The sequence below is a fragment of the Actinacidiphila sp. bgisy145 genome, assembly GCF_057708125.1.
The window spans coordinates 118,666-133,687 of record NZ_JBYIRL010000014.1; the positions used below are offsets into that span (position 1 = coordinate 118,666).

15 protein-coding genes and 1 pseudogene are annotated in these 15,022 nt (G+C 73.1%); 9 read left to right on the top strand and 7 right to left on the bottom strand.

Going from position 1 to position 15,022, the window contains the following annotated elements; all coding sequences use genetic code 11:
• Positions 1-391: 391 nt before the first annotated feature.
• Both AC3ERT_RS15175 and AC3ERT_RS15180 read right to left on the bottom strand, forming a co-directional pair.
• The gene (locus AC3ERT_RS15175) at positions 392-829 is read right to left on the bottom strand and encodes a glutaredoxin domain-containing protein (protein ID WP_435174679.1); all 438 of its coding nucleotides are present in this window, start codon (positions 827-829) and stop codon (positions 392-394) included.
• A 187-nt stretch (positions 830-1,016) separates the two neighbouring features.
• Positions 1,017-1,895: a LysR family transcriptional regulator gene (locus tag AC3ERT_RS15180; RefSeq protein ID WP_435174610.1), complete on the bottom strand. Its 879-nt coding sequence runs from the start codon at positions 1,893-1,895 to the stop codon at positions 1,017-1,019.
• Between the two features lie 153 nt (positions 1,896-2,048).
• Here AC3ERT_RS15180 and AC3ERT_RS15185 point away from each other — a divergent pair, with 153 nt between their 5' ends.
• Positions 2,049-2,495: an ester cyclase gene (locus AC3ERT_RS15185; protein WP_435174612.1), complete on the top strand. Its 447-nt coding sequence runs from the start codon at positions 2,049-2,051 to the stop codon at positions 2,493-2,495.
• A 57-nt stretch (positions 2,496-2,552) separates the two neighbouring features.
• Here AC3ERT_RS15185 and AC3ERT_RS15190 read toward each other — a convergent pair whose 3' ends face one another.
• Positions 2,553-2,951, bottom strand: a complete 399-nt coding sequence (locus tag AC3ERT_RS15190) for a winged helix-turn-helix transcriptional regulator (protein WP_435174614.1) — start codon at positions 2,949-2,951, stop codon at positions 2,553-2,555.
• 104 nt (positions 2,952-3,055) lie between these two features.
• Here AC3ERT_RS15190 and AC3ERT_RS15195 point away from each other — a divergent pair, with 104 nt between their 5' ends.
• A complete protein-coding gene (locus AC3ERT_RS15195) occupies positions 3,056-3,913 on the top strand; it encodes an alpha/beta fold hydrolase (RefSeq protein WP_435174616.1) in 858 nt (285 codons plus the stop codon).
• A gap of 83 nt (positions 3,914-3,996) precedes the next feature.
• Here AC3ERT_RS15195 and AC3ERT_RS15200 read toward each other — a convergent pair whose 3' ends face one another.
• Positions 3,997-4,455 carry a MarR family winged helix-turn-helix transcriptional regulator gene (locus AC3ERT_RS15200; RefSeq protein WP_435134763.1) on the bottom strand — a complete coding sequence of 153 codons (459 nt, stop codon included), beginning with the start codon at positions 4,453-4,455 and terminating at the stop codon, positions 3,997-3,999.
• 137 nt (positions 4,456-4,592) lie between these two features.
• Here AC3ERT_RS15200 and AC3ERT_RS15205 point away from each other — a divergent pair, with 137 nt between their 5' ends.
• Positions 4,593-5,669 carry an SDR family oxidoreductase gene (locus AC3ERT_RS15205; protein WP_435174618.1) on the top strand — a complete coding sequence of 359 codons (1,077 nt, stop codon included), beginning with the start codon at positions 4,593-4,595 and terminating at the stop codon, positions 5,667-5,669.
• 112 nt (positions 5,670-5,781) lie between these two features.
• Positions 5,782-6,189: a DUF779 domain-containing protein gene (locus AC3ERT_RS15210; protein WP_335981947.1), complete on the top strand. Its 408-nt coding sequence runs from the start codon at positions 5,782-5,784 to the stop codon at positions 6,187-6,189.
• Positions 6,190-6,214: 25 nt separating this feature from the next.
• On the opposite strand, the gene hemE is transcribed toward AC3ERT_RS15210, so the two are convergent.
• Both hemE and AC3ERT_RS15220 read right to left on the bottom strand, forming a co-directional pair.
• Entirely contained in the window at positions 6,215-7,330 is a 1,116-nt protein-coding gene (gene hemE / locus AC3ERT_RS15215) for a uroporphyrinogen decarboxylase (RefSeq protein WP_435174620.1), read from the bottom strand.
• 158 nt (positions 7,331-7,488) lie between these two features.
• Positions 7,489-8,571, bottom strand: coding sequence for an aldo/keto reductase (locus AC3ERT_RS15220; RefSeq protein WP_435174623.1), 1,083 nt, complete (start codon positions 8,569-8,571; stop codon positions 7,489-7,491).
• Positions 8,572-8,698: 127 nt separating this feature from the next.
• Between AC3ERT_RS15220 and AC3ERT_RS15225 the strand changes: the two genes are divergently transcribed.
• From AC3ERT_RS15225 to AC3ERT_RS15235, 3 genes and pseudogenes are all read left to right on the top strand, one after another.
• Positions 8,699-9,532 (top strand): helix-turn-helix domain-containing protein, encoded by an 834-nt coding sequence (locus AC3ERT_RS15225; RefSeq protein ID WP_335981954.1) that lies wholly within the window; start codon positions 8,699-8,701, stop codon positions 9,530-9,532.
• Between the two features lie 119 nt (positions 9,533-9,651).
• Positions 9,652-10,191, top strand: a pseudogene (locus tag AC3ERT_RS15230) (GNAT family N-acetyltransferase); the annotation flags it as partial.
• 702 nt (positions 10,192-10,893) lie between these two features.
• Positions 10,894-11,385: a DUF1269 domain-containing protein gene (locus AC3ERT_RS15235; protein WP_335981955.1), complete on the top strand. Its 492-nt coding sequence runs from the start codon at positions 10,894-10,896 to the stop codon at positions 11,383-11,385.
• 19 nt (positions 11,386-11,404) lie between these two features.
• Here AC3ERT_RS15235 and ligD read toward each other — a convergent pair whose 3' ends face one another.
• On the bottom strand, positions 11,405-12,313 hold the full coding sequence (ligD, locus tag AC3ERT_RS15240; RefSeq protein ID WP_435134747.1) for a non-homologous end-joining DNA ligase: 909 nt from the start codon (positions 12,311-12,313) through the stop codon (positions 11,405-11,407).
• Positions 12,314-12,351: 38 nt separating this feature from the next.
• Here ligD and ku point away from each other — a divergent pair, with 38 nt between their 5' ends.
• Together ku and AC3ERT_RS15250 are read left to right on the top strand one after the other, a co-directional pair.
• Positions 12,352-13,296, top strand: coding sequence for a non-homologous end joining protein Ku (gene ku / locus AC3ERT_RS15245; protein WP_435174627.1), 945 nt, complete (start codon positions 12,352-12,354; stop codon positions 13,294-13,296).
• A gap of 96 nt (positions 13,297-13,392) precedes the next feature.
• Entirely contained in the window at positions 13,393-15,015 is a 1,623-nt protein-coding gene (locus tag AC3ERT_RS15250; RefSeq protein ID WP_435174630.1) for an MFS transporter, read from the top strand.
• Positions 15,016-15,022: the final 7 nt, after the last annotated feature.

Below are 15,022 nucleotides of genomic sequence, written 5' to 3' on the forward strand. Positions count from 1 at the left end.
TCTTCGTGGCCTGCGACTTTACGGCGGCGGGGCCTGGTTTTCCGTCACTTCTACACATTCCGGCATTCAGGAAAAACTTGGCGATACGGATCAACCGGAGCTATTTCCAGGCCAGTTAATCATGCGGACCGTTGACCGGGGCTTGCTTCGGGCGCGAGACCGGCGCAGAGGCTGGTCACCGAGCTGGTGCAGCAGAGCGAGTGGCCGGCCCGGCAGGCGGCGACGGTGAGGGCGACCGCGATATGGGTTGCGGCAGGCCCGACTTGGCGGCGGCGGTGGTGCGGATCGAGGGGACGGATGCCGGTCAGTTCGTCCGAGGAGCGGCGCGGCCTCCCCCAACCCGTGGCCGCTGAACACCCGGTTCTCTCGTAACTTGTCTTGCGGTTTCTGATCACACGGAAGAGGAGAACTGTCCGCGCACCCATGCGGGGTCGGGGTTGGTGTGCGGCTGGCCGGCCACCATGACGGTCGGCACGGTCTCGTTGCCGTCGTTGACTGCTTTCACCGCCGCGGCTCCTGCCGGGTCGCGCCAGATGTTGACCCAGTGCAACTGGCGGGCGCTGCGGCCCAGCCGGATGCGCAGCCATATGCAGTACATGCAGCCCGGCCGCCAGAAGACGATCGGTCGGCCGTCGGCCGCGCTGCGGCGTTGTGCTTCCTGCGCAGCGATCGACTTCGGGAAGATCAAGGGAGAGGTCACGCCGGCCAGCGCCAGGAACGCCAGCAGGAGTGCTGCGGCTGTGGCGGGGCTCCCTTGGAAGAGCTCCCCGGCCGCGACGGCTGAGCCGCTCAGCGCAAGCAGCATCGGCGGGACCCAGGCACGCATCATGGTGATGCAGGTTATCGGTTCACGGAGGACGGCACGTACGGTGTGCTCCACCGGGAACGGCACGTACGGCGTGCCCACGGAGACGCCGTGCCGGCGGCCTTCACCGGCAAAACCCCGCCGTCCTCGGCGAACTGCACCGCGCGCTACGGACTGCCGGCGCGGAACAAGGACCCGGGCGGAGGGCTCGTCAGTCGGGAGCCGGGCCGAGCATGCGCCGCGAGATCTCGGAGAACCGCTGGAGTTCGGGCATCGTGCGGTGCTCCATATAGGCAAGGGCGACCATGCGCGGGGCCACGCCGTCGAGCGTCAGGTACTTGACATCCGGCCGGCGGTAGAAGTCGGCCATTCCGGCCGGCATGACGTGGAAACCGGCGCCGGACGCGACCGCCTCCAGGCACTCCTCGATCGTCACCGGGAGGCTGCTGAGGTCTCTCCCCGGCGCGGCCGGGCTGGAGAAAGCACTTCCCCGCCACTCGGGAACGTCCTCGGGGGCCTGGAGCAGCGGTACGTCCCGCAGGTCGTCGATACTCACCGCCTTGCGCCGCGCAAGGGGGTGCTCGCGCGACAGGGCAGCGACGCGGGGCTCGGGAAAGAGCGGAACCACCTTGAACGTTCCCGGAGGCAGCGGCAGCCGGACGAAGCACACGTCGACCCGCCCGTCGAGCAGGTAGTCGACCTGATCGGTGATCGAGGTGTGGACGACGTCGACCCGCAGATCCGGCGCCATCCGGGAGAACTCCCGCACGATGGGCGTGACCACGACACCGGGCATGAACCCGACGGTGAACTGGTTCTCCGCACGGGCCGCGGTGCGCACCCGCTGTTCCAGCGCCACCGACGCGGCAAGCATCGGCCGGGCGTCCTCCAGCAGTTGGCGTCCCGCACGGGTCAGGACCGTCCCCTGCCGGTCACGGACGAAGAGCGCGACGTCGAGGTCGTCCTCCAGCGCTCGGATCTGACGGCTCAGGGCCGGCTGCGTCATGTACAGCCGCGCCGCAGCCCGCACGAAGCTGCTCTCTTCGGCCACGGCGACGAAGTAGCGCAGCCGCCGGATGTCGAGATCCATGGCAGGCATGGTAGCCACCCCGTCCCGCGGGCCTGCCCCCATGCCGGATCGGCATGACGCGGGCGCGGATCGGCATTGGCCGGCGGTCCGGGCGCGGGCCCACGATGTGGAACAGCGGACGGAACGCCCTGACGCAGGGTCGAACTTGAGGTGATGATGTCGAAGAACCAGTTGCCGACGTGGCTCGCGGACTACGTCGACGCGGTCAACAAGCACGCCCCGGCCGATGTCGTCGCGATGATGAGCGAGGACGTCGTCGTGGTCGACACGGCCTTCGGCGGCTCGTACACCGGCCGGGCGGCCGTGGAACAGCTGCTGTCGGGCATGGACGCCGGCCTCTCCAGCGACTACCGGTTCACGGTGCGGAAGTACCTCGTCTCCGGCAGCTCCTACGCGTTCGAGTGGGACCTCTCCGGAACGAACGACCGGGCGAACCCGGCCATGGGCCTGCCCGGAACCGGACAGGCGTTCACCGTTCCGGGTCTGACCATCGGCGAGCGACGCGACGGCCTGATCTCGGAGAACCGGGACTACTGGAACGTGGCGGCGCTCCTGACGCAGCTCGGCGTGGTGCCCGCGCCGGCCGGTGCCCCGAAGTGACCTGTCCGACGTCCCCATGCCGATCCGGGCCGTACCCCCACGGCGGGGCACGGAGAGTCAGCGCGGGCCCTCGGCGTGGGCGGCGGCCGCGTCGATCTGGGCCATGTGGCACTCGGCCCATGCGCGGAGCGCCGCGAGGGGGACCTCGAGGGACAAGCCGAGGTCGGTGAGGCGGTAGTGGACGCGGGGCGGGACGGTGGGTTCCACGCGGCGGGAGACGAGGCCGTCCTGGAGGAGGTTGCGGAGCGTGACGGAGAGCATCTTCTGCGAGACCCCCGGCATGCGGCGCTGGAGTTCGGCGAAGCGCACCTCGCCGGGGTGGGCCTCGGCGAGCACCTTGACGGCCATGGAGGTCCACTTGGTGCCGATCCGGTCGAGCAGGCGCCGGGTCGGGCAGAGCGGGTCGAACAGGTCGCCGCGGCGCGGGGGCGCCGGGGAAGCGGGGGAGGCGGTCACCTCGAGCTCACCACCTGTGGCAGAAGTACGGTCTTGGCCGGTCCAGCATAGTTTCCTACGGTGGGGTTGTCACCATTGGTAACCACCCTGGGAGGACCCCCACCATGCCCACCGACATCGCCCTGCACAGCGTCGAAGCCAACGGCGTCACCCTGAACGTGGCCACCGCCGGCGAAGGCCCCGCCGTACTGCTCCTGCACGGCTTCCCCCACACCTGGCGGCTGTGGACCGACGTGATCGGCGACCTCGCCCGCGACCACCGGGTGATCGCCCCCGACCTGCGGTGGCTGGGCGCGCGGAGCCCCGAGGGCGGACCCGGGGAAAGCCCTGAGAGCGGATACGACGTCGGCACGCTCGCCACCGACGCCGAAGCACTGCTCGCCGCCCTCGGCGAGACCTCCGCCGCCGTGGTCGGCATCGACGCGGGCACCCCGCCCGCCTTCCTGCTGGCGATGCGCCGCCCCGACCTGGTGCGCCGCCTGGTGGTGATGGAATCGCTGCTGGGTACGCTCCCGGGCGCCGAGGACTTCCTCGCCGGCGGCCCGCCGTGGTGGTTCGGCTTCCACGCCGTGCCGGGCCTCGCGGAGGAGGTGCTGACCGGCCACGAGGCGCGCTACATCGGCTGGTTCCTCGACGCGGGCACCCTCGGCCAGGGGCTGCGGGCCGAGGTGCGGGACGCGTTCACGGCCGCGTACACCGGCGGGCCGGCCCTGCGCCGCGCGTTCGGCTTCTACCGGGCGCTGCCGGACACCGCCCGGCAGATCCGGCAGGCCACCGCGCGGACCCGGCTGACCGTACCGACGCTGGCGATCGGCGCGCACCCCGTCGGCGCGGCGCTGGAACGGCAGTTGCGGCCGATCGCCGACGACCTCGCCGGCCACGTGATCGAGGACTGCGGCCACATCATCCCGCTGCACCGGCCGCAGGCGCTGCTCGCGCTGCTGCGGCCGTTCCTCGGCTGAACGCGGGCCCCGCCGCGGGGAGTTCGACGCCGCGGGGAGTTCGACGCCGCGGCGCGAGGGCGCCGCACCCCTCCCGGACGCCGCTACGCCGGTTGCGGTGTGTGGCTGTCGAGCAGTTTCGCGAGCAGGAAGTGGAGTTGCTCGCGTTCCGCGGGGTCGAGCCCGGCGAGGAGTTCGTCCTGGACCGCGTCGGCGTGCCGCTGGAGTTCCTCGAGGCGCTGCCGGCCGGCGGCGGTCAGGGTGACGACGTTGCGGCGCCGGTTGCCGGGGTCAGGGTGGCGGTCGGCCTGGTGCTGGCTTTCGAGGCGGTCGAGGACGCCGCTGACGTCATTGCGGTCGAGGCCGAGGCGGCGGCCGATATCGGCCTGGCTGAGCGGCCCGTACTCCTCCAGAGCCGCCAGTACGGCGAAGTCCGAGCGGGCCCTCAGCGGCATGCGTTGGGCGGTCAGCCGCGCGCCGAGCGTGGACGCCTTGTTCGCCTGCCAGCTGGCGAGCCCGCGGAGCCGGGCCGGGGGCCGCGGTGCGGTGTCCGTGTCCGTCATCCGGCCATCCTAACCGTTGGACTTCCCAACGCTCCCGAGCTATGTTGGCTGAACCAACGTTGGCCAGGCCAACATATCCGTACGTCGGCGCAGGGAGCAGCGGCAGGCTGTCCCGCGCCGCTCCAAGGAGCGATCTCATGAACAGCAGCACCCCAGCCGACCTCTCCGGCCGCAAGGTGGCCGTTCCAGGCGGCACCGGCGCCGTGGGGGAAGGCATCGTCCGCCGCTACCTCACCGCCGGTGCGGACGTCGTCGTCCCCACCCGCACCCAGGAGCGGGCCGAGGAGTTCCGGCGCCTGCTCGGCGACGCCGCGACCGACCGCCTGCACCTCTTCGTCCACGACTACACGACGTTCGCCGGCGCCGAGCAGCTCGCCGACGAGATGGTGAGCAGGCTCGGCGGCGTGGACGACGTGGTGGCCCCGATCGGCGGCTGGTGGGCCGGCAGGTCCCTCTGGGAGATCGACGAAGCCGACTGGCAGAGCGCCTTCGTGGGTCTCGCGACCGCGCACATGGCCGTCGCGCGGGCCTTCCTGCCCCGGCTGAGCCCCCGCGGCGCCTACACGCTGATCGTCGGGGAGTCCGCGGTCACGCCGATTCCGGGCAGCGGCCTGGTCAGCATGGAACAGGCCGCCCTGCGGATGATGCAGCAGGTCCTCACCGCCGAACTCGACGGCCGGCAGCGGGTCTTCGCCCTACAGCTCGGGCCGGTGGCGACGCGCCTGACCGGCGCCGGCGACCCGGACCAGGTGACCGCCGACCAGGTCGGTGAGGTCGCGGTCGCCGCCTCGGCGTCGAAGGAGGCGGGGCGAGAGATCCGGATGCGCAGCCGTGCCGAGGCCGAGGAGGCCCTGGACCTGCTTCGCGGCACCCGGTCCGCGGCGCCCGGCACGGTGCTCGCCGTGTCCACGATGGAGCCCAAGGATGGACGACGCGCCGACCTGCTCGAGGTCCTGGCGGAGCTCGCCGAGCAGATCCGCGCCGAACCGGGGTGCCTGCACTACTCCGTACACCGCACGCGCGGCGAGGACAGCGGTCCCCTGCTGGTGGTCCAGATGTTCGCCTCGATCCAGGCGTTCACCGAGCACAGTGCGAAGGTGGCCGGCCAGATACCGAGGCTCGGCGCACTCCTCGCCACACCCCCCAAGCCTCCCACCCTGTTCGAGCCGGTCCCGCTCGGCGACGGCACGGCCGTCGATCCCCTGCCGGCCTGACGAACCGTCATGTCAGGACGCTCCCGGCGGGCCGACCGCGGCGGTAGCCTCGATGTACGGTGCGACGCCCGCGGGCCGGCCCGCGCCGACCCGCGAGCAAGGAGGACCGCGCATGACGCCCCCGCTCCCCCACCGCGTCGCCCTCACCCCCGCCGCCGAGCAGCTGCTCGCCCGCCTCACCGCCCGCCACGGCCCGCTGATGTTCCACCAGTCCGGCGGCTGCTGCGACGGCAGCTCCCCCATGTGCTACCCGCGCGGCGAGTTCCGGGTGGGCGCCGCGGACGTGCTGCTCGGGCGGGTCGGGGACGGCGTGCCGTTCTGGATGAGCGCGAGCCAGTTCGCGTACTGGCGCCACACCCACCTCACCGTCGACGTGGTCAAGGGGCGCGGCAGCGGCTTCTCCGTGGAGGCGCCCGAGGGCGTACGGTTCCTGCTGCGCTCCCGCCTGCTCACCGACGAGGAGTCCGACCTCCTCGCGGCCGCCCCGGCCCCGCTCACCGGGGCCGAGGTGGCGGAGTAGCCCGCCGGGCGGGCGAGCCGGCGCGTCAGACGGCGGGCGTGCTCCAGGCGCGCACCTGCTCGACCACGGCGCTGACGTGCGCGATGGGCGTGGTCTTCGCGATGCCGTGTCCCAGGTTGAACACGAACGGCCCCCCGCTCAGGCCGCGCAGGATGCGCTCGGTCCCGGCGGCCAGCGCGGGGCCGCCGGCGATCAGGAGCTGGGGATCTAGGTTGCCCTGCACACAGCGGCCCAGCCCGCGTTGGAGCTTGTCCGCCGCCCATGCCAGCGGGACCGTGGAGTCCAGGCCGATACAGTCCGCGCCGGTCGCCTCGGCGAAGCCGTCGTAGGACAGGCCGGCGCCCCGGGGGAAGGCGATGACGGGCACCTCCGGGTACCGGGCCTTCAGCGCGCTGACGACGGCGGCGACCGGCTTGACGCACCAGCGGTCGAAGAGGGCGTCCGGGAGCACCCCGGCCCAGGTGTCGAACAACTGGACCGCCTCCGCGCCCGCCTCGATCTGGCGGCTGAGGAACTGGATGACGGCCGTCGTCAGCAGGTCGATCAGCGGCTGGAACCCGTCGGGGTCGCCCAGCGCCCACTGCTTGACGACGGAGTGCTCCGACGCGGCGCCGCCGCGCCCTTCGACCATGTAGGTCGCGATGGTCCACGGCGCGCCGGCGTAGCCGATCAGGGCCACGTCGGCGGGCAGGGCGCGGGTCAGCCGGCGCACCGTCTCGTAGACCGGGGCCAGTTCCTCGTGCAGGCGGGAGGCACTGAGGAACTCGGCGATGTCCGCCGACGAGCGGACCGGCGGCGTCAGGACCGGCCCCTCGCCGGCCCGGTAGTCCAGGGTCTGGCCCAGCGCGGCGGCGACCTGCGGAAGGTCCGCGAACACGATGGCGGCGTCGAGCGGGAAGCGGCGCAGAGGTTGCAGGGTGACCTCGACGGCGTGCTCCGGCGTGGTGCAGAGCCCCACCATGCCGCCCGCCGCGTCACGGACCTTGTGGTACTCCGGCAGGTAGCGCCCGGCCTGCCGCATCAGCCAGACCGGCGGCCGTTCGGTCCGCTCGCCCGCGAGTGCGCGCAGAAGCAGCTTCTTGGCGGGGGCGGTGCCGGACACCGGCTTCGGATCGACTGCGTCCTGAGTACCGATGTCCACGCCCGTCCGTCCTGTTGACTTGGCCCCGGCCGGTATCCACGGGACACGAGGAGCGGACTCCTGATCCCCTTCCGGGGGCTGTCATCGTAGCAGCGCCCGGTCCGTCCGCCCGCTGCCACGGCGGGCGGACGCTGGGCCGGGCGTCGCACCCCCGTGCGTCAGCGGCGGGGCTCGATCCTCAGGTCGCCCGAGGTCACCCGGCGGATGTGCTCGCCGGCCAACATCGTGTGCGGGTAGCCGGGTTCGACGGCGCTCGCGGCCTCCAGCCGGGCCAGCTGGCCGGCGGTGAAGTCCACGTCGAGGGCGCCGAGGTTGTCCGCCAGCTGCGCGGGGGTGCGGGCCCCGACGGTCGACGCCGTCACGCCCGGGTTCTGCAACGTCCAGGCCAGTCCGACCTGCGCGGGCGTACGGCCCAGCTCGGCGGCGACCTCCCGCACGGCGTCGGCGACGGACAGGTTCCGCTCGGTGACGGTGCCCAGGGCCCGGTTGAACTCCTTGCGGTTGCTGTCCTCGCCGTCGGCAGCCGGGGAGGGGGCAGCCGCCCCCTCCTCCAGGTCCTCCCGCCCGTACTTGCCCGTGAGCACCCCGCCCGCCAGCGGCGAGTACGGCACCACGCCGAGCCCCATCTCCCGTGCCATCGGGATCAGGTCGCGCTCACCGGTCCGCTCGATCAGGTTGTACTCGATCTGGAGCGCGACCAGCGGCGCCCACCCGCGCAGGTCGGCGACCGCCTGCATCCACGAGACCTGCCACGCGGGGGCGTTGCTGATCCCGACATAGAGGACCTTGCCCTGCTGGACCAGGTCGGTGAGGCCGCGCAGCACCTCGTCCGCGGAGGTCGTGGAGTCCCAGACGTGCAGGTAGAGCAGGTCGAGGTAGTCCGTGCCGAGCCGGCGCAGGCTCTCCTCCACCGACGCGAACAGGTTCTTGCGGTGGCTGCCGCCGGAGTTCGGGTCGCCCGGGCGGCGCAGCGTGGAGTACTTCGTCGCCAGCACCAGGCTGTCGCGGCGGCCGCGGGCGAACTCGCCGAGCAGCCGCTCGGAGCTGCCTTCGGTGTAGGTGCCGGCGGTGTCGAGGAAGTTGCCGCCGTGGTCCACGTAGTGGTCGAACAGCGCGCGGGACTGGTCCGGCCCGGCGCCCCAGCCCCACTCGGTGCCGAAGGTGGCCGTGCCCAGTGCCAGCGGTGAGACCCGAAGCCCCGAGCGGCCCAGCAGCCGGTAGGTGTCGAGGGTGAGCGGCATGGTGTCCTCCGTAAGGTGTCAGGTGGCCCGGAAGACCGGGACCCTCCAAGGCTGCGACGGCCGCTCACCGGGAGTAAGGGAAGCCGCTTCCTGGGAAGGTCCGTCCCACCCTCGGTGTTGCACCGGCATGACGACCCACACCGTGGACACCGCGCAGGAGCTGGCCGCCTTCCTGCGCGCCCGGCGCGAGCGGCTGGACCCGCGCGACTTCGGCCTGGCCGCGCGCCGCCAGGCCCGGCGCACCCCGGGGCTGCGCCGGGAGGAGGTCGCCGAGCTGGCCGGGGTCAGCGTCGACTACGTCGTACGGCTGGAGCAGGGCCGGGGGCTGCGGCCGTCGTCGGAGGTGGTGGAGGCGCTGGCCCGGGCGCTGCGGCTGCCGGCGGCCGAGCGCGCCTACCTCTTCGACCTGACCCGGCAGCGCCCGCGCGACCCCGGTCCGCCCGCCACCGCCGCGCCGGCCCCGCTGGCGGGCCTGGTCACCGACCTGTCACCGCTCCCGGCGCTGCTGCTGAACCACCGCTTCGACATCCTCGCCTGGAACCGCGAGGCGACCCGGCTGCTGCTGGACTTCGCCACCCTGCCCCCGGCCCGGCGCAACGCGATGTGGCTGTGCCTGCGCCATCCGCGGGTCCGCGAGCTGTACGTGGACCGGGACCGGGTACTGCGGGAGGGCGTCGCCCACCTGCGCACCGCGTGGGCGGCGCACCCGCAGGACCGGGCGCTGACCGGCCTGGTCGACGAACTGCTCGCCGCCGACCCGGAGTTCGCGCGGCTGTGGGCCGAGCGGGACGTGAAGGTGACCGGCCGCGGCAGCAAGGTGGTCCGGCACCCGGACGCGGGGCGGATCGCGCTGGACTTCGAGGTCCTCGTGCCGCTCCAGGACCCCGACCAGCGGCTGCTGCTCTTCCGCCCGGCGGACGCCGACAGCCGCGCGGGCCTGGAGCGGCTGTGCGGGGGGTGACCCGCGTCATGCCGTCGCGTACGGCGGGGGTGGGTGCGGCGCGGCGAGGTGCGGCGCCATAGTCCGTCGCCCGCGGAACGCGCCCTTCCCCCCGGGGGCGTCGGGTAGGTTGGCGCGCCATGACGTCTGTGCACCCTGCCGCCTGGCCGCCCGCCCCGCTCCGTACCGACCGCCTCGTGCTGCGCGCGGCCGAGGCCCGGGACCGTCCGGCGTTCGTGGAGTTGTTCTCCTCCGAGGAGGTGGGCACCTACGTCGGCGGGGCCCAACCGCGCGCGGAGCTGGAGCGGGCGATGCCCGAGGTGCCCGGGCAGCGGCCGGGGGTCTTCGTGGTGGAGCTGGACGGCGCGATGATCGGCCTGGTCACGCTCGACCCGCGCGACGCCGAACGGCCCGGCCACGTACGGCCGGAGGGCGGCGAGCCCGAACTCGGCTACATGTTCCTGCCGCGGGCGTGGGGGCACGGTTACGCACCCGAGGCGTGCCGGGCCGCGCTCGGCTGGTGCGCCGCCGCGCATCCGGGCGAGCAGGTGGTCCTCACCACCCAGACCGCCAACTCCCGTGCGGTGCGCGTCGCGACGAAGCTGGGGTTCACCGCGGCGGGGCGGTTCGAGGAGTACGGCGCCGAGCAGTGGTTCGGCATCTGGTCCCCGCCCGCGCCGGGGCCGGTCACCGCCGACGACGTGGCGCTGGCCGTACGCCTGTCGGTGCACACCCTGGGCAAGGTGCCGGCCGACGGCTGGGAGCGGCCGGCGGGCGAGCTGACCTGGTCCTGCTGGGAGACCGTGGAGCACCTGGCCGACGACCTGTTCGCGTACGCCCTCCAACTCGGCCCGGTGACACCGCCGTTGACGACACATGTGCCGGTCTCCTGGCGGCAGGAGCGGCCGGACGGGCCGACCAGCACCGTCTTCGTGGCGCGCACGGAGGGCCCGGCCGGGCTGCTCCAGGCGCTGGAGGCGTGCGGCGCGCTGCTGGTGGCGATGGTGCGGGTGACCGCGCCGGAGGTGCGCGCGCACCACGTGTTCGGCGCCGCGGACCCCGAGGGGTTCGGGGCGATGGGTGTCGTGGAGGCGCTGGTCCACACCCATGACGTGGCGGCCGCGTTCGGGCTGCCGTGGCAGCCGCCGGCCGACCTGTGCGCGCGGACGCTGCACCGGCTGTTCCCTGACGCCCCCGCGGACGCCGAGCCGTGGGCGGCGCTGCTGTGGTCGACCGGCCGCATCGAACTGCCCGGCCGGGCGCGGCTGGAGAAGTGGCGCTGGCAGGGGGAGCCGCGCGGCTGACCCGCCCCACCAGGACGTACCGACAATTCGGACATAGGGTTCCTCACGTCGTGCACGCCACGCCCCGAGGAGGCTCCGATGTCCGAACTCATCGTGATCGGTTACGACGACCACGCCACCGCCGAGCGCGCCTACGAGCAGGTCCAGCAGCTCCAGCAGGACTACGTGGTGAACCTCAACGGGCTCGCCGTGGTCTCGGTGGACGCGGAGGGCCGGACCCATGTCGACACCCCCAGCAAGATCGTCGGGGTGTCGGCGGCCTCGGGCGCCGTGTGGGGCATGGTCTTCGGCCTGCTCTTCCTGGTGCCCGGCCTCGGCCTGCTGGCGGGGGCGGCCATGGGCGGGCTGCTCGGCAAGCTGGGCAAGTCCGGGATCGACGACCAGTTCCGCGGCCAGGTGCAGGAGATGCTCAAGCCGGGCACGTCGGCGGTGGTGGTGATGGCGTCGAAGATCACCGAGGACAAGTTCGCGGACGCGATGGGCTCCTACGGCGGGACCGTGCTGAAGACGTCGCTCAACGACGAGGACGAGAAGGAGCTGGCGGAGCACCTGGCGGGCGCCCAGCAGTAGGCGGGCCGGCCCCCGGCCCTCACCCCGGCAGCTCGCCCGCGCCGCCCCCCTCGCCCTCGTCGAGCAGCGCGGCGAGCGCGTCGCCGACCTCCGCCAGCCGGTCGGGCATGTCGCCGATCGTGAGGGCGAGGCGGTCGGGCGCGGAGGCGTCGGCGACCGCTTCGGCCACTTCGTCCCAGGTCAGCGGCGCGGAGACGGTCGGCCGGTCGCGGGCGCGGACCGTGTACGGCACGGCGGTGGTCTTGCTCGCCGAGTTCTGGGACCAGTCGATGAAGACCCGCCCGGCGCGGTCCGCCTTCGCCATCCGCGACACCACCCGGCGCGGGTCCGCCGCCTCCAGCTCGCGGGCGACCGTCCTGGCGTAGGCCCGCGCCCGGTCGGGCGTGGCGCCGCGCAGCGCGGCCAGCAGGTGCAGCCCCTTGGCGCCGCTGGTCTTGGCCCAGGCGGCGATGCCGTCGGCGGCCAGCCGCTCGCGCAGGTCCAGAGCGACCCGGCAGCAGTCGGCGACGGTGCAGCCCGGGCCCGGGTCGAGGTCGAGCACCAGCCGGTCGGCGGTGTCCGGGTCGGCGGCGCGCCACTGCGGGGTGTGGATCTCCACGCAGGAGAGGTTGCCGGACCAGACGAGGGTGGCGAGGTCGTTCACCTCGACCTGGTCCATCAGCTCGCCGCTGCTGCGGACGCGCGCGGTGGTCGTCACCCACTCGGGCGTACCCGCGGGCGGGCGTTTCTGGAAGAAGCGCTGGCCGTCGACGCCGTCGGGGGTGCGCACGAAACTGGCCAGCCGCCCGCTGGTGTGCGGCAGCAGGAGGTCGGCGACGGCGGCGTAGTACGCAAGCAGCTCCGCCTTGGTGGTGCCGGTCGCCGGCCACAGCACGCGGTCGAGGTGGGTGAGCCTGATCCGGTGGCCCTCGACCTCGGTGATCGGCATACCATAAACATCCCACAACCTGACATAAAGGACACGCCATGCGCAGCGTCTGGTCGGGCAACCTCGCCTTCGGTCTGGTCTCGATACCGGTGAAGCTCGGCTCCGCCGTCTCCAGCCACAAGGTCAGCTTCCGGCAGATCCACCTGGCCGACCAGGGCCGGGTCCGCTACCAGAAGACCTGCGAGCTGGACGAGGAGGTGCTGACCGCCTCGGACATCGGGCGCGCCTACGAGACGCCCGACGACCAGCTCGTCCAGGTCACCGACTCCGACCTCCAGGCGCTGCCGCTGCCGACCGCGAAGACCATCGAGGTCAGCGGCTTCGTGGACCTGGCGTCGGTGGACTCGATGCAGCTCGACACGCCGTACTTCCTGGCGCCCGCCTCGGCCGGGGCGAACAAGCCCTACGTCCTGATGCGCGAGGCGCTGGAGCGTTCCGGGAAGGCGGCGGTGGGCAAGTTCGCGATGCGCAACTCCGAGCACCTGGCGCTCGTCACCCCGCGCGACGACGTGCTGCTGCTCCAGACGCTGCGCTGGCCGGACGAGCTGAACAACCCCGCGGAGGCGGCGCCCAAGGGCAGCGTCAAGATCAGCGACTCCGAGCTGAAGCTCGCCGACACCCTGATCGAAGCGCTCGGCGAGGCCGACCTGACCGCCTACCACGACGAGTACGCGCAGGCCGTGGAGGCCATGGTGACCGCCAAGTTGGAGGGCGCGGAGCCGCCGACCGTGTCCGAGGAGGGCGGCGGCGGCAAGGTCGTGGACCTGATGGCGGCGCTGCGCGCCTCCGTGGAGCAGGCCAAGCCGTCCGGCGAGCAGGCCGGGGGGCCTCCCCGCGGGCCTGCCCGCGGCGCGAAGAAGGCGGCGTCGTCCAAGCGCGCGGGCGCGAAGAAGACCGCGGCCAAGAAGAGCGCCGCCAAGTCCGGCGCCGGCAAGAAGACCGCCGCGAAGAAGACCGCGTCCTCCGGGCGCAAGGCGAGTTGACGGTCCGTTCGACCCGAAGGCCCTCGTCAAAATGAGAGACGACAACTTTTTGGGAGTGTACTGTCTTTTTATAGACGACTCCCAGGAGGCTGCCCCATGTCGACTCACGAGACCGTCACCACACCCCCTCTCGCCGACTCGCCACGCCGCTGGCTGGCCCTGGCCGCCCTGACGCTGAGCGTGCTGGTCATCGGGCTCGACGGCACCGTCATCAACGTCGCCCTGCCCACGCTCGCCGGTGAACTCGGCGCCGACAGAGCCCAGTTGCAGTGGATAGGCGGCGGCTACCTGCTGGCTCTGTCCGTGGTGATGCTGCCGGTCGGGCTGCTCGGCGACCGCTACGGCCACAAGCGCCTGCTCGTCGGCGGGATCACGCTCTTCGGCCTTGCCTCGCTCGCCGGGACGAGGGCCGCGACGCCGGGCGAACTGATCGCGGTGCGCACCGTACTCGGCGCGGGCGCCGCGATGATCATGCCGCTGTCGATGGCGATCCTGCCGCGGATCTTCTCCCGCCAGGAGCTGCCGAAGGCGATCGCCATCTGGACCGCCGCCACCGCGCTGGGCATGCCGGCCGGCCCGCTGGTCGGCGGCTGGCTGCTCAACCACTACTGGTGGGGTGCGGTGTTCGTCTTCAACGTGCCGGTCGCCGCGGTCGCGCTGGTGGCCGCGGTGTGGCTGCTCCCCGGCGACCGCGACCGGGCGCCCGCGGCCGGTGCTGCCCCGTTCGACGCCGCTGGCACCGTACTGAGCACCGTCGGCATCACCGCCCTGGTCTACGGCACGATCCTGGTGCCGGACGACGGCTGGGGCAGCCCGCGGGTGCTCGCCGGGATCGTCGGCGGCGCCGCGGTGCTGGCCGGCTTCCTCGTACGGCAGCGGCGGACCGCGCACCCGCTGGTCGACCTGGGCCTGTTCGCCGACCGCGCTTTCCGCTGGGGAACCCTGCTCGCGGTGTTCGTCAACTTCGCGGTGATGGGCATCCTGTTCGTCGTGCCGCAGTACCTCCAGTCGGTGCTCGGACACGACGCGTTCGGCACCGGTCTCCGCATCCTTCCGCTGATCGCCGGGCTGATGGTCGCCGCCGCCGCGAGCGAGCCGGTCGCGAACCGCTTCGGGCCGCGCCTGGTGATCCCCGCCGGGCTGCTGCTGCTCGCCACCGGCACCCTGCTCGGCGCGACCACCACGGCGGGTGACGGCTACGGCACCGCCGCACTGTGGCTGGCCCTGATCGGCGTCGGCTTCGGCACCGCGATGGTGCCCGCGACCGGGCTGGTCATGGGATCGCTGCCCGCCGAGCGCTCGGGGCAGGGCACCAGCCTCCTGGAGACCGTCCAGCAGGTCGGCGGCGTCCTCGGGGTGGCCGCCCTGGGCAGCGTGCTCAGTTCCGGCTACCTCGGCCGGCTCGACACCGACCGGCTGGACCCCGCCGCCGCGCGTGCCGCCCGCGACTCGGTCACCGGCGCGGACGCGGTCGCCGCCCGGCTGCACGACGGCCGCCTGCTCGGCTCCGCGCACGCCGCGTTCACGCACGGCATGGACCTGGTGCTGCTGACCTGCGGCGCCTGCGCGGCACTCGCGGCCGTACTCGGGCTGCTGCTGCTCCCCCGGAAGGCGCCGGCCGCGCCCGCCGCCGACCTCGCCGGCTCCCCCGCCCGGCCCGTCCTCCCGGCGCCCGCCGCGGCCGACACGGCGGACGGGGTGGCCGCGGGCGGCGCCTGACCCGGAC

Coding starts and splice junctions, on each gene's coding strand:
- AC3ERT_RS15175 (WP_435174679.1), bottom strand. CDS start 829: ATGATGCGTGCCTGGGTCCCGCCGATGCTGCTTGCGCTGAGCGGCTCA.
- AC3ERT_RS15180 (WP_435174610.1), bottom strand. CDS start 1,895: ATGGATCTCGACATCCGGCGGCTGCGCTACTTCGTCGCCGTGGCCGAA.
- AC3ERT_RS15185 (WP_435174612.1), top strand. CDS start 2,049: ATGATGTCGAAGAACCAGTTGCCGACGTGGCTCGCGGACTACGTCGAC.
- AC3ERT_RS15195 (WP_435174616.1), top strand. CDS start 3,056: ATGCCCACCGACATCGCCCTGCACAGCGTCGAAGCCAACGGCGTCACC.
- AC3ERT_RS15200 (WP_435134763.1), bottom strand. CDS start 4,455: ATGACGGACACGGACACCGCACCGCGGCCCCCGGCCCGGCTCCGCGGG.
- AC3ERT_RS15205 (WP_435174618.1), top strand. CDS start 4,593: ATGAACAGCAGCACCCCAGCCGACCTCTCCGGCCGCAAGGTGGCCGTT.
- AC3ERT_RS15210 (WP_335981947.1), top strand. CDS start 5,782: ATGACGCCCCCGCTCCCCCACCGCGTCGCCCTCACCCCCGCCGCCGAG.
- AC3ERT_RS15220 (WP_435174623.1), bottom strand. CDS start 8,571: ATGCCGCTCACCCTCGACACCTACCGGCTGCTGGGCCGCTCGGGGCTT.
- AC3ERT_RS15225 (WP_335981954.1), top strand. CDS start 8,699: ATGACGACCCACACCGTGGACACCGCGCAGGAGCTGGCCGCCTTCCTG.
- AC3ERT_RS15235 (WP_335981955.1), top strand. CDS start 10,894: ATGTCCGAACTCATCGTGATCGGTTACGACGACCACGCCACCGCCGAG.
- ligD (WP_435134747.1), bottom strand. CDS start 12,313: ATGCCGATCACCGAGGTCGAGGGCCACCGGATCAGGCTCACCCACCTC.
- ku (WP_435174627.1), top strand. CDS start 12,352: ATGCGCAGCGTCTGGTCGGGCAACCTCGCCTTCGGTCTGGTCTCGATA.
- AC3ERT_RS15250 (WP_435174630.1), top strand. CDS start 13,393: ATGTCGACTCACGAGACCGTCACCACACCCCCTCTCGCCGACTCGCCA.